The organism is Streptomyces sp. R818 (assembly GCF_056172735.1).
On the sequence record NZ_JAOCNE010000014.1, the window covers coordinates 1,083,640 to 1,099,601 of the forward strand.

Here is a 15,962-nt window from a genome sequence, read left to right on the forward strand (position 1 = left end):
ACTCTGGAAACCAGCGAGCCAGTTGCCGGTACGGGCCGGGCGTTACACCCTCGACCCGGATCAGAGTGCGCAGGACCGTCACGAGCGGCGCGTACGCCAGCGCGTCGCGGCCCAGTTCCGCGCAGGATCCGCTGACCACCCGTATGCCCGGATCAAGCGCGCGCGTGAACTCGACGAGGAGCCGTGACTTGCCGATCCCCGCCTCCCCGGCGACCAGCGCCACCGTCGGCCCCTGCTCGACCGCGGTGTCCAAGGCCGCCGCCAGCTTCGCCAACTCCTCGTCCCGGCCGACGAACACCGGACTGATTACGCGCTGCGCCATCACCACGCCAGCATATAAATCGCGCGGGTGAATCGTGCGGGTGAAGCGAGCAGGTGAACCGAGCAGGTCAATCGAGCAAGCTAATGGCGCACGTAAATAGGGAGATCACCCGATGCGCCCTTGCTGTTTACTCGACCAGGCTCACAGCATGACAACGACAACGACCTACCCCCTGCGGACCATCACCGCACACGACATCGACGCCTGGGCCCGCATGGTCACCACGACCTATGGCCAGGACTGGGAGAGGGGCGGGGAGGGCGGTCTGCGCAACGCCGCCGTCTCGCTCGACCCCGACCGCACGCTCGCGGCCTACGACGGCGGGGAGATCGTCGCAGGCGCGTCGATCTACGGACGCGTCCTGACGGTTCCCGGCGGGGTCACACCCGTCGCCGGGATCACCTTGGTCGCGGTCCTCCCCACCCACCGGCGCCGCGGGCTCCTCACCGCGATGATGCGCAAGCAACTCACCGACCTGCACGAGTCGCGCGGCGAGCCGGTCGCCGCGCTCAACGCCGCACAGGCCACCATCTACGGCCGCTTCGGCTACGGCCTGGCCAGTCACGTGGCCGAGATACGGGCGGACAAGAGGTTCATGACGATGCGCCCCGGCACGGACTTCGGCGACGGGACGATCCGTCTGCTCGACCGCGACGAGGCCCGCCCGCTCCTCGAAAAGGTCTACGAAAGCGTACGCGGCACCGCCGTCGGATGGGTCGACCGTACGGAGAAGTACTGGGAGGCGCGCCTCGCCGACGGTCCGCGCGCCCGCGACGGAGGAACGGCGTTGCGCTTCGCAGTCCACCTGGAGCGCGGGGGAGAGGCCACCGGCTATGCCCTGTACCGCTCGAAGCCGGGGCTCGTGCAGGTCATCGAGGTCGCCGCCGCCTCCCGGCAGACCTACGCCGCATTGTGGCGCTTCCTCATCGACCTCGACGCCCATGCCCACCTCGCCTACGACGGTGCCGTCGACGAACCGCTGAAGCATCTGCTGACCGACCCGCGCGCGGCCCGCGCCACCGTGACCGACAACCTCTGGGTCCGCCTGGTGGACGTGGACCGGGCGCTGACAGCACGCCGCTACTCGGCCCCGCTCGATCTCGTCCTCGAGGTCCAGGACACGTTCTGCCCGTGGAACGCCGGACGCTACCGCCTCTCGGCACACGACGACCACGTCACCTGCGCGCCGACCCGGGCCGCGGCCGACCTGCGCCTGGCCGCCGCGGAACTGGGAGCGGCGTATCTGGGCGGCACCACTTTGTCGTCGCTCGCCGAGGCGGGGCGGGTCGAGGAACTGCGCCCGGGCGCGGTCGTCGAGGCCTCGCATGCCTTTCGCGGGGCGCGGGAACCGTTTCATCCGTCGGGCTGGGCGTTTCCCGCGTTCTGAGGCCCGGTCGCTCATTCACCACCCAACGAGCGAAGGAGCACGATTCCATGGAGACGCGCCACCTCGGACGAATCGATGTCCAGGTGACCCGGCTAGGGTTCGGCGGCGGCCCGCTGGGCGGCCTGTTCGAACCGCTGGACGATGCCACCGCGGCCCAGGCCCTGGACATGCCTGGGAGTCGGGCATCCGCTACTTCGCGGAGGAGCACTTCGAGGATGCGCTGCGCAGCGGTTACCCGGCCCTCGCCGAACTGCGTGACGAGGGCGTGGTCAGGGCGATCGGCGCGGGCATGTACGACACTGGCAAACTCACCCGCCAGGTGTGTGAGGCCGACCCCGACGAGGTCATGCTTTCCCGGCCGCCACACCCTCCTCGCCCACAGTGCCCTGGACGAGTTGCTGCCCGCCTGCACCGAGCGCGGGGTGTCGATGGTGGCCGCCTCTGACTTCAACTCGGGCCTGCTGGCCACCCACCCCCCCCGGTCGTGGCCGTCGCGGTCGGCATGCGTACCGCGCGGGAGGTGCGTCGGAACGTAGCCGCGTTCGCCGCGCCCGTCCCGGCGGATCTGTGGGCGGAGCTGTGCGGTGAGGGGCTGCTGGATGAGCGTGGTGTTGTGTCTGCGGCGGCGTGAAGTCCTTCATCGGGGCTATGGGGCTATGGGGCTATGGGCTACGGGCTATGGGGCTGACTGGGGCGGTGCGGGCGGCGTCGGCGATGCCGGCGGCGCTTCGACGGGGAACAGGATCGGGCTGATCAGGTACTGCGTGCGGTCGGGTGACGGCTCGTTGGCCAGGTGCGGGGCGATCGCCTCACGCATCCCGCCGATCATCCCGCGCAGCTCATCGGCACTGAGCCAGACGGCGTGCTGCCGGTAGCCGACCAGATCGGCCACCGGGTCGGCGTTGTCGCGGTCGAGGTACGCGGTGAACTCGGCGGTGAGGGCCGCCAGAGCGGAGACGAAGGCGCTGCGGTGGTCGTCGCGGGAGAGCGATGCGGCCGTGTCCGTATCGATTCCCGCGCGGTCACGCCGCAGCCGGTAGCGGCGCTCGACCGCACCGCGCACACGCTGCTCGGAGGCGACTTCCAGAACCCCGCCGGCGGCGAGCAGGTCGACGTGCCGGTAGACCGTGGCCTTCGAGACGTCCCCGATACGGGCGCACAGCTCGGCGGTCGTCAACTCCCGCCCGCCGCGCATCGCGTGGACCACTCGCAACCGCACGGGATGTGCCAGAAGTTCGAAAGCATCCATCCCTTGACGATCTCACACCGTGCTACCTTTCGCATTCACTGAGAAAGGTTGTGATGAGGATGCCCGACCACGCCGATACGCGGTCCACGACCGACTCAGCTCCCGCCTGGATGCCACCGCCCTATGTCGACCTCAGCCGCTTCAGCGAGCAGGAGGTCACTGTCGGCACCGGCCCACTCGCTGTGCCGGGCACGGTGAGCGTTCCCCGGGGAGGAACCCGCACCCCCGGTGTGGTGCTGCTCGCCGGCGGTGGACCGTTCGACCGCGACGAGACCAGCGGCCCGAACAAGCCACTCAAGGACCTGGCCTGGGGACTCGCCAGCCATGGGACGACGGTGTTGCGCTTCGACAAGGCGACACACGTCCACCACGCGGTAGCTGCCGGACCGGACCTGACCATGTCGCAGGAGTACGTACCGCACGCCGTCGACGCGGTCGGTCTGCTCCGGCGCCACCCGTCGGTGGACCCCGAGCGGGTCTTTGTCCTGGGCCACAGCATGGGCGGCAAAATCGCACCGGCGGTAGCAGCCGCGGAGCCGGCGGTCGCGGGCCTGGTGATCATGGCCGGCGACGCGCAGCCGATGCACCACGCCGCCGTCCGCGTCATCAGCCACCTCGCCGCCGTGATTCCGGACCAGGTCCCGCCCGCTGCCATCGAGACCTTCCGGCGACAGGCCGCACTCGTCGACAGCGCAGAGCTGACGCCCTCGACTCCGGCGGCTGACCTGCCGTTCGGACTGCCCGCGTCGTACTGGCTCGAACTGCGCGACTACGATCCGGTCCCGATCGCGGCCGGACTCGGCAAGCCGATGCTCATCCTGCAAGGAGGACGCGACTACCAGGTCACGGTCGCCGACGACCTGGCCTGTTGGCGAGCGGGCCTGGCCGGTCACTCGGAGGCCGACATCCGCGTCTACGCCGCCGACAACCACCTGTTCTTCCCCGGCACCGGGCCATCCGCCCCGGCCGAGTACGGAATCCCGCAACATGTCGATCCGGCCGTCGTTGCGGACGTCGCTGACTGGTTGAGGCGGTGCTGAGCAACGTAAAACACTTGGCGCTCGGGGTACGGCTGTTGGCTACGCTGGCCATGTGATTGAGGACGGTTTCACTGACCGCGGCAGCGTCACCACCGTACGACGGGTCGGCGCGACGATCCGAAGGCCGACTGGCGCATGGACTCCTGCCGTGCACGCCCTCCTGAAGCATCTTGAAGCGGCGGGCTTCAGCCGGGCTCCCCGCGCGTTGGGCACCGACGGCACCGACGAGATGCTGTCGATGCTCTTCGGCGAGCCCGCGTTCACCCCTTGGCCGGAAGCTCTGCGCTCATCCCATGGAATTGCCGAGCTGGGCCGCTGGTTGCGGGCATACCACGATGCTGTCCGCACCTTCAGACCGCCGGCCGATGCCCAATGGCAGGGCCAGGAAGAAGCGTGGCAGCCGGGCATGGTGATCCGGCACGGAGACCTCGGACCGTGGAACTCGATCTGGGACGGTGGCCGGCTCATAGGTTTCATCGACTGGGACTTCGCGGCACCCGGTCACGCCATCGACGACTTGGCTCAACTGGCTTGGTACGCCGTCCCGCTGCGGCCCGTGGAACAGCAGCGACGAGCATTGGTCACTGGCGCCGAGACCCTGAGCGGCCGCCTTCACGTGCTCTGCACCGCGTACGGGGAACAGCCCGCAGCCGTGATCGAGGCGCTGGACGCCCTGCAGTCCCGCGAGGCCGCGCGCATAGAACGCCTCGGAGGACAAGGAACCGAGCCATGGGCGACCTTCCTCACCCGCGGTGATGCGGCTGACATGCTGGCCGAGCAGCGCTGGATGCGCTCGGAGAGCCAGGCACTCTTGGGTCCTGGGTGCAGGTGAGGAGCGTCCCGTGATGCGTAACCGGCGCGCCGCCTCGTCGTTGCTGAAATTGGCAGCCCGGCACGTCGCCGAGCAGTTGGCCCACTGGGGCTTCAGCGCTGGTGGCGGCGGTCACCTGGGCAACGTTCATTGGCGGCCTCGGGGGTGTCCGGGTGGTCGCCATCCGGAATGAAAGTGGGCGCCGCCACCTCCGCCGACACCCCGATGACGATGGGCTTGCCGCCGTTCACCTGCACACGGGTGAACGAGACTCCGCCCTCGGCAGTCCTGGCCGGTGCCACGGCCATGCCCGGCCCATGGGGACAGCCGCCGGCCACGACAGCTCTCCAGGCCTTTTCCCCACCTGATCCCCGTTCTCTGTACGGAAAGACGCCGGAGGGTTCTCCTTCGGCGCCTTTCAGACAGCCAAGATGAGCGCGGTGTGGTGCGTGCATGGTTGAAGATCGGGCATCGGGCGGTGCCTTCGGCGGCGGAGAGCTGAGCAGGGTCCGTCGGAGGGTGAGTGACGCATCGGAGAACCGAACGGGTGGTGGCGGTAGATCGTACGTATGCCTCAGGGCTTGCTGCTTCGTTCGGCAGTGCCCCGAGTCAGCGCGCGGGGCAGTCCCTGGCCGCCTTCTCGCGGTGCGGATAAGGTCCGTCCGGCATGGTGCCGTCCAGCCAGGCCATGAGCCACTCAGCCAGTGATTGCCCGAGTGGGGCCAAGGCGTGATCCAAGCAACAGAGGTTGGGGTCCCAGTCCCATACCTGCCCGTCGACCGTCCTGAAGTCGATGAGTGCCCACATCGCACAACCCCGGTCCATCAGCGGAACGATCCCTGCCGGTACGGGACCTCCAGGGGAGGCGAAGTCTTTGTACGCCTCCGCCATATCGGCGCAGTCACTGAACCAGTCACCGGTATCCGTCACGGACAGGGCATCCCATGGCCCGAAGCCCCCGTCGGCCACTTCGAGATAGAGACGCCGTAGAAGCGTGGGCATCGGGCGCCCCATCATGTGCTCCACCGCCCGTACGTCGTCCTCGGTGGCAGGTTCCGGCAGCTTCCGGTGAGCCACCTGCTCACGCACGGCCAGGATGAGTTCGTCGTCGGTCACCAGCAGATCTTCGGCCACATCGGGCCGCATGTCGATGGGTGACGTCCTGTTCGGTGCCTCGCCGATGGGGGGTAGAAATGCAGATAATGCAGACGTAAGGTATGGGCAAGCCTGGACTACAGGCTCGGAGAAGTAGTACAGCGAACGGTGGCTGCCTGAACGCAGCCGGGGGAAACGAACGCTTCTTCACAAGGGCTGTGCATCATGAGGCACCCAACAAACACCCCCGAGCAATGGGGCCACCGTCACCGGCGCCGGAGTTTGCGGCGCCGCCCGGGGAAACCGTCACGGGGCACCGACGCCCACGCTGGTTCATGTGGTTCTTCCTCGCGTTACAGGTGCTCTTCCTGGTCTGGATCGTCCTTGCCGCGCGCACCGGCGCGGGAACCCCGGATGACTGCGGGACTCTGGACGCCCAGACATGCAACAGCGTCTCCGACGCGGGGACGACGATCGGTGTCGGGCTCATCATCCTCTTCTGGGTCATCGTGGACGTCATCCTCGGTGTCACCTATGCCGTCGTGCGGCTGGCACGCCGCCCGTAGACGCGGAAGGCGGAGCGTCGAGCGGCAGCAGGCGAGGTGCCCCGACAAGGATCGAACACGTATGAGGGTCGTGTGTCGCGGCCTGGAAACCGGAACGCGGTGATGGACATGTTTGCACGCAAGGTGCTCGCTATCGCCGTCAGCAGCAGCGCTGCGGCACTGCTGATGACATCGTGTGCGACGGAGAGCGTAGAACCCACGAAAAGCTCACCGTCAGCAACCAACTCGGCGGCCACGTCGGATACGCAGAAGCAATCAGACAGCGATACGGCTGTCTTCAAGGTGACGGGCACGGCTCCCTCAGGTGTGGACATCACCTATGGGAGCGACGGTACGAACCTGAGCGGCGGCTCGTTGCCGTGGACGAAGACGCTCAAGGTCGACGAAGGTGCCCTGTACTACCAGGTCACAGCGCAACTGCAAGGCGGTGGCGACATCACCTGCTCCGTCACGATCGGCGACCACACGGAGAGCGGGAAAGCTCAGGGCGGTTACAACATCTGCAGCGCCCAGCTGAACAGCGGCCTGTCCGGAGGCTTCGACTGAGCGTTGTCCCGTAGATGATCGACGGCATGCTGGCTGACTGATCGGGGCCACCCAGTCCCGAGACCCGCAGGACAGCTCAGGTTGCCAAGAGTCCTGGTGGTTCGGGTCAGTCGAACAGGGCGATCAGGCCGATCACCCAGATCGCGAGGAAGCCGAGGGCCGCTGCCAGGCAGCCTATGCCCGCCAGGACACCGCCGACCGTCCACCGCTCGGAGTGTGCACCGTCCTGCCCGTTGAGGTCGTCGCTGTAGGACGCGGGGTCGGTCCAGTCGACTTGGTGGCCCAGCTCCTTGGCGCAGGCGGTGCGTAGCGCGGCCAGTTGGTCCTTCGCGAAGACGGTGGTGGCCTCGGCCTCGGGGTCCCGCCAGGCCAGGGCTTCCATCCGCAGCCCGAGAGATCCGTACCGCGCCTCGAAGGCGGCGGTCTCGTCGGCGTTACGGTCCTCTTCGAGGTACATCCAGCGTCCAGCCTCGGCGGCGTCGCCGTAGAGGCGGTACACCTCGGCCAGGCGACGGCGGAGTGTCAGGTCGTGCGGGTAGGACGAAACGAGGCCGCGCAGGCGCTGGCGCGCCACGGGGATCCGGCCGGCGGCCAGGTCTGCGTCGACTCGGGTGAGGGTGTCTCTCAGAGGCATGATCGCATGATCGGGTACGGCACTTACCTGCGTCGACCTGGTTTCGGCGCCGCTCAGGACTCGCTCGCGCGTACCTCGCGCGTACCGCGTGCGAACCGTCGCGTCGGGGTTCGGATCAGGGGGATCTCGGGGATCGACCTGATGGTGTGGTGTCCTGCGGCGGTGGACGATCAGGGCATGGTCAATCACCGACGCCGCATCCACAACAGCCGGCTCCCTCGTCTGCTCGGCCCCGCGCTGTGGGCGGCCGTCGCTCTGGCGGCGGGGGCGGCGGTGGGTGCGCCGATAGACACCGATCCGGGGTTGAGCCCGTTCGCGCTGACCGTCAGTGACTTCGCCGCACTCGATCGCGGTGGCCTGATCGAGACCAGCATGGCGGTCCTGGGAGTGATGTCCCTCTTGCTGCTGGCAGTGGCGAGGAGATGGCTGTCGGCAGCGCGAGGTCTGCCGTCCGTGCTGCTGGCGGCGTGGGGCCTCGGCCTGGTCGTCGCCGCCGTGGTGCCTACCGATCCACTGACCACACATCTGAGCGGATCGGCGTACGTGCATCGCTACGCCTCCATCACGGCCTTCCTGGCGTTGCCGCTGGCCGGACTGATCCTGGCCCGGCGGCTCAACGGCGCCCCCGACGCGCCTCGTACCGTCCGCCGGCTCCGCCTGCTGTCCGGGGTCGCGCTCGCCGGGGCCGTGGTGATGGCCCTTTCCGCGGGCCCTGGCGACCGGGAACTGATCGGGCTGGTGGAGCGCGTGCTCCTGGGCAGTGAGGTGGTTCTTCTCGGTGTCTTCGGCCATTACGTGCACCATCACGTGCAGACGAGGATGCCATTGCTCGAAGATGCCATCGCTCGCGGAGGGGCGGAGCGTAGCTCGCGTCAGGGGCTAGGACCGGTCAAGGCGTGCGGCGCAGTGGTGCGAGTGCCGAAGTCAGGGTGACGACCTCGGTGAGCATCTGCTGGAGCGCGGCCTCGTGGCGTTCGGCCGGCGCGAACGTCGTGTACTGCTCGAAGTCGTTCTGCAGCGACAGGTGGACCTGGGTGTGGACAGCGGTCAGCTGCACCGCCCCGGCGATGTGGCGCAGGTGGTCGAGTGCGCGGGCGCCGCTCACGTTGCTGCCGTAGCCGACGAACCCGGCCGCTTTGTGGTTCCACTCGTTGTAGACGAAGTCGATGGCGTTTTTCAGCGCGGCGGGGATCGAGCGGTTGTACTCGGGCGTGACGAACACGAAGCCGTCGAGCGCGTCGATCTTCGCGGCCCAGGCACGGGTGTGCTCGTGCTCGTAGTCGCCCATGCGCGGTGAGCGGGGCTCGTCGAACAACGGCAGGTGGTAGTCGGCGATGTCGACGAGTTCGAAGACGGCGTCGTCGCGCGATCCGGCCGCCTTCTCGACCCATTGCGCGATCTGCGGGCCGAGACGGCCGGGGCGGGTGCTGCCGACAATGATGCCTATCGAGGGCATGAGGTCTCCACATGCGGTGAGGTGAGGTGAGGTGAGCGAGCGGTGGGCGGTGGCCGTGGCAGTGGCAGTGGTCGGAGCAGGTGGTGGGCGCGGGGCGGTCAGGTCCGGCGGCGCGCGGAGTGCCGCACGGCTCCGGCAACAGCCCCTGCGGCGCGGCGATCACGGGCACGCCAGGTGTGCGGTCTGCGCTCCGGCGGGGAAGGCTTCAGTGCCGTCCGTCGATCAGCGCGGCAGCCGCCTCCAGTTCGTCGACGGAGCCCGCCATGATGGTCCGTACGTGCTCGGTGATGTGCTCGGCGGGCCAGTCCCACCAGGCGACGGCGAGCAGCCGGGCGACGGTCTTCTCGTCGAAGCGGGTGCGCAGGAGGCGGGCCGGGTTGCCGCCGACGATGCCGTAGTCGGGTACGTCGGAGGTGACGACGGCGCCGGTGGCGATGATCGCGCCGTGGCCGATGCGGACGCCCGGCATGACGGTGGCGCCGTGCCCGAACCAGACGTCGTTGCCTACGACGGTGTCGCCGCGGCCGGGCAGTCCGGTGATGAGGTCGAAGTGGTCGGCCCACGAGCCGCCCATGGTCGGAAAGGGGAACGTGGACGGTCCGTCCATGCGGTGGTTGGCGCCGTTCATGATGAACCGGGTCCCGGTGCCGAGGGCGCAGAACTTGCCGATGACGAGCTTCTCGGGCCCGTAGTGGTAGAGCACGTTGCGGGTCTCGAACGCGGTCGGGTCGTCCGGGTCGTCGTAGTACGAGTACGCGCCGACCTCGATGAGCGGGGACTTCACCAGCGGCTTGAGCAGGACGACGCGCGGCTGTCCTGGCATGGGGTGGAGCACGGTGGGGTCGGCGGGAACGGGCGGCATCGTGGTGGCGGGTCCTCTCGGCGGGGCGGGCGGCGGACGGCGGACGGCTGACCTCGGACGGCTGACCTCGGACGGCTGACCTCGGACGGTTGAGCCGGGACGCGGCCCTTCATCAGGCGAGTGACTATGACTGGCCGCTAGTGCGACAACTGTTGCGTTAGGATGCTGGCACAGCCGACCCTGTCGATCAACCGGATACGGGAATCCCGATGACAGACGCGACCACCACGACGCCGGACCGCCGCCCGGGCGGCCGAACTGCCCGCATCCGCAGGCAAGTTCTCGACGCGGTGCGCGCCGAACTCACCGAGAACGGTCATGAGGGGCTCACGGTGGAGGGCGTCGCGACCCGCGCGGGCGTGCACCGCACCACGGTCTACCGGCGCTGGCGCGACGTGGGCGGCCTCCTCGTCGACGTCATCGACGCGGCCGGCGAGATCGACTGGCAGCCGCCGGACACCGGTTCCCTGCGCGGCGACCTGACCGCCCTCAACGAGGAGATCCAGGAGTCCCTGCTCGTACGGCCGTCCTTCGCGCTCGCCCTCATGGCCGCCTCGTTCCACTCCGAGCAGGCCGCGCGAGCGCAGACGCGGTTGTGGGACGACCGGTACGCCCAGTGCGAGGTCCTCGTCGAGCGAGCCGTCGAGCGTGGCGAACTCCCCTCCAGGCGCACGGATGCGCGGAGTCTGCTGGTGGCCGCCACGGCGCCCGTCTACCACCACCTGGTCCTGCAGCGCGCCGAACCCGACCCGCGACTCCCGGAACGGTCCGCCGTGGCGGCGGTGCTGGCGGCCACCGCAGGTGCGTTCTCAGCCGACTGAAGCCAGCTGAAGCCGACTGAAGCCTGCTGAAGCCGGTGGAAGTCGAACCCGAAGCCGACCGAGCCGTCAGGGCCGATGCGTCCCGGGCGACGGATGGGCATCGTCGAGCTGCTCGCGGACCTGCGGATGTACGGCCGGACGCGTGTCACCGTCGCCCGCGCCCAGACCCGCGAGCAGGCGCAGCCCGTCCTCGGCCGGGCTTCCGGGGGCCGCGGACAGCACCACCAGCTCCATGCCCGACTCGTTCGGCAGGACGAAGTTCTCCTGGTGCATTTCCAGCAGTCCGACCAGGGGGTGCCGGTATGTCTTACGTCCATGGGTGCGGGCACGTACGTCCGCGCGCGCCCATAGACGGCGGAAGCGCTCGCTGCCCATCGCCAGCTCGCCGATGAGTGAGGCGAGGCGCCGGTCGTCCGGGTACTTACCGGCGGCCAGGCGCAGGTGCCCGACCGCGTCGAGGGTGCAGGTCTCCCAGTCCGCGTACAGGCCGCGCTCGGTTTCCTCCAGGAAGAGGTGCCGTGCGGTGTTCAGGCCCGGCACGGGCCGGCCGTAGAGGAGGCCGGCGAGGCGGTTCCCGGCGAGCACGTCCAGGCGGTGGTTCATGATGAGCGCGGGTCCGTCGGCGACCAGGTCGAGGACGCGCAGCAGCTCGGGGCGGACGCGCCCGCCCGGTGCCTGCGCGCGGCGGCGGCGCTGCCGGGCGAGCCGGTGGAGGTGCTCGCGTTCGGTCTCGTCGAGGCCGAGGACACGGGCGAGGGCGTCGAGGACCTGTTCGGAGGGCTGGGTGGCGCGGCCCTGCTCCAGGCGCACGTAGTAGTCGACGCTGACGCCGGACAGGTGCGCGACCTCCTCGCGGCGCAGCCCTTCGACCCGGCGACGGCTGTCGGTGGGGATGCCGACGGCCGCCGGGTCGACCCGGGAGCGCCGGGTCCGCAGGAAACCCGCGAGATCGTCCATGCCCCCAGTATGGGTGCGGCGGTGCGCGTGAGGGTGGTCCTGCCGTTACCAGGAAGTCCCGTCCGACGGAACGGAGGCCCCTGAACGCCGGGCGCCGAGGCGTCCAGGATCGACGGCATCCGATCCGTCGATCCGAAGCAATTCGCCATTCAGGAGTTCCCATGAAGACACTGATCGTCTACGCGCACCCGGAGCCGGAGTCGCTCAACGGCTCGCTGAAGGACCTCACGGTGTCCACGCTGGAGAGCGCGGGGCACGAGGTGCAGGTGAGCGATCTGTACGCGATGAAATGGAAGCCGGTCGTGGACGCCGCGGACTACGGCGCCCACGCATCGAGTCCGCTGAAGGTCGCCCAGGACTCGGGCCGGGCCTTCGACGCCGGGGCGCTCACCCCGGACGTCCTCGCCGAGCAGCGGAAGCTTCTCTGGGCCGACACGGTCGTCTTCCACTTCCCGCTGTGGTGGTACTCGATGCCCGCGATCCTCAAGGGCTGGGTGGACCGGGTGTTCACCTACCACTTCGCGTACGGCGTCGGAGAGCACAGCGACACCAGGTACGGCGAGCGTTTCGGCGAAGGCACCCTCGCGGGCAGGAGGGCGCTGCTCGCGGTGACCGTCGGCGGCCGGGAGCCGCACTATGCCGCGCGCGGGATCAACGGCCCCATCGATGACCTGCTGTTCCCGATCCAGCACGGCATCCTCTACTACCCGGGCATCGAGGTGCTGCCACCGTTCGTGCTGTACGGCACCGATCGGCTGACCAGCGAGAGCTATCCGGACGTCGCCAAGGCGTGGAGGCAGCGCCTGCTCACCCTGGAGTCGACCGAACCGATCGCGTTCCGGCGGCAGAACTTCGGCGATTACGAGATTCCCTCGCTGCGACTGAAGGAGGGACTGGAGTCGCCGGGCCGTACGGGTTTCGGGCTGCACGTTCGCGGCTGACCGGCCGGGCCCGGACCGGAAGGAGCCAGATCCGCGCCGGCTGACCGCGTGCGGTCGCTCGGTCAGTCGGAGCGTTAGGAGGCGGCGGCGTCGGAGCGTTAGCGGGCGGCAGCGTCGGAGGGTTCGGAGGCGGCGGCGGAGCCTTCGAGCGCGGCACGCCAGGCAGGGCTGTCGACGTAGTGGTTGTCGAAGCGCTGCGACGACTCGGCGATCTTCTTCGGGTCCGCCTCGCCCCGCATCACCCGGCCGAGCAGGCGCAGGTAGTCGAATCTGCCCATGCCCGGGGTGAAGACGAACAGGACGTCCGCTTCACAGCCAGGGGCGGCGGCGAAGGCGTGCGGGGTGTGAGGCGGCACCGCGAGGAAGTCGCCCTCCGTCAGAACGGTGACTTCCTCGCCCACCAGTACCCGGAGGGAACCGCTGATCACGAAGAACAGTTCCGTCGCGCGGGTGTGGAAGTGGGCCGGCGCCCCCACCGCGCCCTTGGCGAAGGTGGACCGGTAGCTGGTGAAGCCACCCTCGGTGCCGTCCGAGTCCGCGAGGAGGGTCATCACGCTGCTGGGGTCGGAACAGGTCTCGGCGTCCGCGTGGCGGGTGAGCACGGCCGCCGACGGCGAGGGGCTGGTCGTGGACGAGGTGGGTGTGTGCGCGTTCATGGTCATGCTTCATGCTCCTTGGATGGGGGAGGGCGGTGACGTGCAGGCCGGGGGCGGTCGGATGTTGTGCGGCGGGAGCGGCCTCGGTGCCGGACACGATCGGGACCGTGCTCGACCGGAGCGGCCAGCAACACCGTCCAGTAGGCCGGGACTTCACGCGAGGCCGCCTGAACCGCGTCGACGAGCGAGATCTGTGCGCCGGGGCGGCGAGTGAGCTCGGACATCGACGGTGCTCCAATCGCTCAGCCTTGACAATCTCAACGTTGAGATAAAAGCACTGCATTCGTCTCAACGTCAAGTGTCTTAACATTGAGAGGAAAGCCGTCGTCAGGTGAGAGGGGCAGCACAGATGAGTGACGTCGTGGACGCGATCATCGGGCAGTGGGCCGAGGAGCGCCCCGACATGGTGGACGGCCTGTGGCCGGTGGAGCTTCTCGCGCGGATCCAGCGGCTGGCCCGGCTGATCGACAAGTCCGCCAAGGCGACCGCCGCCGCGCACGGTGTGGAGCACGGCGAGTTCGACGTTCTCACCACCCTCCAGCGCTCCGGGCCGCCCTACACCCTCACCGCCGGGGCCATCCTCAAGGCGTCCATGGTGACCTCCGGCGCCATCACCAACCGCATCGACAGGATGGAGGCCAAGGGCCTGGTCGAGCGGGTACGCGAAGGCGACGACCGACGCACCGTCAAGATCCGCCTCACCGGGCACGGACACGAGGTCACCCGCGCCGCCTTCGCCGACCACCTGGCCGGCTATGCCGCACTGCTCACCGACGTGGACCGCGCCCTGGTCGGCGAGATCGCCGGGGGCTTGAGGCAGGTGCTGGAGGCGATGGGCGACACCGCGTAGAACTGGCCCTCCTCGCCCTGCCCGGGGCGCCGGACTTTCCGGACTGGACCGGACCGGACCGGCTCAGCTCACTCCACCGGCACATGCCGCAGCAGATGAAGCTCCTCGGAGTCCAGACGGCCCTGGAGGCGGCGCAGCACCGTGTCGTCGATGTCGCCCTCGTCGCGCAGGCGGATCACGACGGCCCGGCGCTCCGCGAGCAGGGCGAGGCGCAGGGCAGTGGCGTCGTCGGTGAGGCGCTGGGGGTGGAACTCCAGGTCCGCGGGCGTGACCTGGCAGCGCAGCGCGAGGGCGTCCGCCTCGACCTGCCAGGCGACCCGGACGGCCTCGGCGACCTCGGGCGCGGTCTCGAGGCGCCGCGCCAGGCCGGGCAGCGCGGCGAGCGCTTCGTTCAGCGCCCCGGAGTCCGCGCGCCATTCCTCCTGGGCCACGGAACGGTCCTTCGGGATGCGCGCCCACCGCACCACCCACGGCAGGATCACGGTCTGGGCCATCGTCACCACGATGACGACGCCGGTGACGAACACGATCAGCTCCCTGTCCGGGAAGGACGCGCCGTCGTGCACGGTCGCCGGGATGCCGAGCGCGGCCGCGAGCGAGATCGCGCCCCGGAAGCCGGACAGGGCGCTGACGGTCAGCCGTCGCGCCGAGTACGTGGTGCCGGAGGCGCGCGCCGTCCCCCTGCGCGCGATGCGGAAGAACCCGGCGACCGTGAAGTAGTACGCGAACCGCACCGCGATCAGCGTTCCCGCGACGGCGAACGCCGTGCCCAGCGCATGGGGGAGCTGCCCGCCCCGCAAGTGCAGCACGGAGTGGACGAGCTCGACACCGATGAGGACGAACAGCGAGCCGTTGAGCAGGTAGGTGGCCACGGTCCAGAAGTTCTGCGCCTGCACGCGGACCTCCGCCCGCACGGTCCGCGGCGCGCTCTGGCTGAGGAGCAGCCCGCACACCACGACCGCGACGACGCCGGACGCCTCGACGTACTCGGCGACGAGATACGCGCTGAATGGGGTCAGGAGCAGCAGTACCTGTCCGCGGAGCGCCTCTCCTTCCGTGGTCCGCGCCCATATCCGGCGGACGAGGGCTCCGGTCACGTATCCGATGAGCGCGCCGCCGCCGTAGCCGAGGAGGAACAGCCAGCTCACATGTGCCACGGTGACGTGTTCCGTGCCGACGGTGACGCCGACCGCGATCCCGTAGACGACGAGCGCCGTGCCGTCGTTGAGCAGGCTCTCCGCCCGCAGCAGGGTGATGTCGCGGCGCGGCAGGAGCCGGGCGACGACGCCGACGGCCGTGGCGTCCGTGGGGGCCACCGCCGCACCGAGCGCCCAGGCGGGTCCCCAGCCGATGCCCATCGCGTGGGCGACGCACGCGACGGCGCCCGCCGAGGCGAGCACCAGCAGGGTCGCGGCTAGCGTGACGTCGGTGAGGTGGCGGCGGATCTCACGCAACGAGGTGCTCAGGCTCTCCCAGAACAACAGCGCGGGCAGGAACAGCAACAGAACAACCTCGGACGGCAGTTCCACCGCGCGCAGCGACGGGACGACCCCGATCAGCACCCCCAGGACCAGCAACACGACCTGCGGCGCCACCCGCAGCCGCTCACCCCACGCCGATCCGCTCAGCACGGCGATCCCCAGCAGTACAACCAGTACAAGGCCGAGCACGTGTCCTCCTGATACTCGCTGACGTCCGGAAACGGTACGACGCCCGGACAGCCTTCATCCGGCCCGCGAGCCCGGCTTGTCGGAGGATCCGGCCAGCCG

The 15,962-nt window shown here is 69.4% G+C and carries 18 protein-coding genes and 1 pseudogene; 9 read left to right on the plus strand and 10 right to left on the minus strand.

Going from position 1 to position 15,962, the window contains the following annotated elements; genetic code table 11:
• Positions 1–7 precede the first annotated feature (7 nt).
• Positions 8–322: pseudogene (locus N5I75_RS36835) on the minus strand (AAA family ATPase); the annotation flags it as partial.
• A gap of 148 nt (positions 323–470) precedes the next feature.
• On the opposite strand from N5I75_RS36835, the gene N5I75_RS36840 reads away from it, so the two are divergent.
• Positions 471–1,709 carry a GNAT family N-acetyltransferase gene (locus N5I75_RS36840; RefSeq protein WP_476684534.1) on the plus strand — a complete coding sequence of 413 codons (1,239 nt, stop codon included), beginning with the start codon at positions 471–473 and terminating at the stop codon, positions 1,707–1,709.
• 676 nt (positions 1,710–2,385) lie between these two features.
• On the opposite strand, the gene N5I75_RS36845 is transcribed toward N5I75_RS36840, so the two are convergent.
• Positions 2,386–2,958, minus strand: coding sequence for a helix-turn-helix domain-containing protein (locus N5I75_RS36845; protein ID WP_476684535.1), 573 nt, complete (start codon positions 2,956–2,958; stop codon positions 2,386–2,388).
• A 59-nt stretch (positions 2,959–3,017) separates the two neighbouring features.
• Between N5I75_RS36845 and N5I75_RS36850 the strand changes: the two genes are divergently transcribed.
• Together N5I75_RS36850 and N5I75_RS36855 are read left to right on the plus strand one after the other, a co-directional pair.
• A complete protein-coding gene (locus N5I75_RS36850; RefSeq protein WP_476684536.1) occupies positions 3,018–3,998 on the plus strand; it encodes an alpha/beta hydrolase family protein in 981 nt (326 codons plus the stop codon).
• Between the two features lie 52 nt (positions 3,999–4,050).
• Positions 4,051–4,830 (plus strand): phosphotransferase, encoded by a 780-nt coding sequence (locus N5I75_RS36855; protein ID WP_476684537.1) that lies wholly within the window; start codon positions 4,051–4,053, stop codon positions 4,828–4,830.
• Between the two features lie 92 nt (positions 4,831–4,922).
• Here the strand turns inward: N5I75_RS36855 and N5I75_RS36860 are convergent, their stop codons facing one another.
• The gene (locus tag N5I75_RS36860; protein ID WP_476684539.1) at positions 4,923–5,117 is read right to left on the minus strand and encodes a hypothetical protein; all 195 of its coding nucleotides are present in this window, start codon (positions 5,115–5,117) and stop codon (positions 4,923–4,925) included.
• A 301-nt stretch (positions 5,118–5,418) separates the two neighbouring features.
• A complete protein-coding gene (locus N5I75_RS36865; protein ID WP_476684540.1) occupies positions 5,419–5,925 on the minus strand; it encodes an SMI1/KNR4 family protein in 507 nt (168 codons plus the stop codon).
• A gap of 314 nt (positions 5,926–6,239) precedes the next feature.
• On the opposite strand from N5I75_RS36865, the gene N5I75_RS36870 reads away from it, so the two are divergent.
• Entirely contained in the window at positions 6,240–6,470 is a 231-nt protein-coding gene (locus N5I75_RS36870) for a hypothetical protein (RefSeq protein ID WP_476684541.1), read from the plus strand.
• Positions 6,471–6,578: 108 nt separating this feature from the next.
• On the plus strand, positions 6,579–7,016 hold the full coding sequence (locus N5I75_RS36875; protein WP_476684542.1) for an MmpS family transport accessory protein: 438 nt from the start codon (positions 6,579–6,581) through the stop codon (positions 7,014–7,016).
• Between the two features lie 106 nt (positions 7,017–7,122).
• Here the strand turns inward: N5I75_RS36875 and N5I75_RS36880 are convergent, their stop codons facing one another.
• Complete coding sequence (locus N5I75_RS36880; protein WP_476684543.1) at positions 7,123–7,650, minus strand: DUF6584 family protein; 528 nt, start codon at positions 7,648–7,650, stop codon at positions 7,123–7,125.
• 6 nt (positions 7,651–7,656) lie between these two features.
• On the opposite strand from N5I75_RS36880, the gene N5I75_RS36885 reads away from it, so the two are divergent.
• The gene (locus tag N5I75_RS36885; protein WP_476684544.1) at positions 7,657–8,583 is read left to right on the plus strand and encodes a DUF998 domain-containing protein; all 927 of its coding nucleotides are present in this window, start codon (positions 7,657–7,659) and stop codon (positions 8,581–8,583) included.
• On the opposite strand, the gene N5I75_RS36890 is transcribed toward N5I75_RS36885, so the two are convergent.
• Together N5I75_RS36890 and N5I75_RS36895 are read right to left on the minus strand one after the other, a co-directional pair.
• Entirely contained in the window at positions 8,540–9,106 is a 567-nt protein-coding gene (locus N5I75_RS36890; protein ID WP_476684545.1) for an NADPH-dependent FMN reductase, read from the minus strand. The genes N5I75_RS36885 and N5I75_RS36890 overlap by 44 nt on opposite strands.
• Before the next feature lie 205 nt (positions 9,107–9,311).
• Positions 9,312–9,968: a CatB-related O-acetyltransferase gene (locus N5I75_RS36895; protein ID WP_476684547.1), complete on the minus strand. Its 657-nt coding sequence runs from the start codon at positions 9,966–9,968 to the stop codon at positions 9,312–9,314.
• Between the two features lie 209 nt (positions 9,969–10,177).
• Between N5I75_RS36895 and N5I75_RS36900 the strand changes: the two genes are divergently transcribed.
• Entirely contained in the window at positions 10,178–10,789 is a 612-nt protein-coding gene (locus tag N5I75_RS36900; protein WP_476684549.1) for a TetR/AcrR family transcriptional regulator, read from the plus strand.
• 66 nt (positions 10,790–10,855) lie between these two features.
• Here N5I75_RS36900 and N5I75_RS36905 read toward each other — a convergent pair whose 3' ends face one another.
• The gene (locus N5I75_RS36905) at positions 10,856–11,746 is read right to left on the minus strand and encodes a helix-turn-helix transcriptional regulator (RefSeq protein ID WP_476684551.1); all 891 of its coding nucleotides are present in this window, start codon (positions 11,744–11,746) and stop codon (positions 10,856–10,858) included.
• A 161-nt stretch (positions 11,747–11,907) separates the two neighbouring features.
• Between N5I75_RS36905 and N5I75_RS36910 the strand changes: the two genes are divergently transcribed.
• Positions 11,908–12,687 carry an NAD(P)H-dependent oxidoreductase gene (locus tag N5I75_RS36910; protein WP_476684552.1) on the plus strand — a complete coding sequence of 260 codons (780 nt, stop codon included), beginning with the start codon at positions 11,908–11,910 and terminating at the stop codon, positions 12,685–12,687.
• A gap of 98 nt (positions 12,688–12,785) precedes the next feature.
• On the opposite strand, the gene N5I75_RS36915 is transcribed toward N5I75_RS36910, so the two are convergent.
• A complete protein-coding gene (locus N5I75_RS36915; RefSeq protein ID WP_476684922.1) occupies positions 12,786–13,343 on the minus strand; it encodes a cupin domain-containing protein in 558 nt (185 codons plus the stop codon).
• Between the two features lie 349 nt (positions 13,344–13,692).
• Between N5I75_RS36915 and N5I75_RS36920 the strand changes: the two genes are divergently transcribed.
• Positions 13,693–14,193 carry a MarR family winged helix-turn-helix transcriptional regulator gene (locus tag N5I75_RS36920; protein WP_476684553.1) on the plus strand — a complete coding sequence of 167 codons (501 nt, stop codon included), beginning with the start codon at positions 13,693–13,695 and terminating at the stop codon, positions 14,191–14,193.
• 68 nt (positions 14,194–14,261) lie between these two features.
• On the opposite strand, the gene N5I75_RS36925 is transcribed toward N5I75_RS36920, so the two are convergent.
• A complete protein-coding gene (locus tag N5I75_RS36925; protein WP_476684554.1) occupies positions 14,262–15,863 on the minus strand; it encodes a Na+/H+ antiporter in 1,602 nt (533 codons plus the stop codon).
• Positions 15,864–15,962 lie beyond the last annotated feature (99 nt).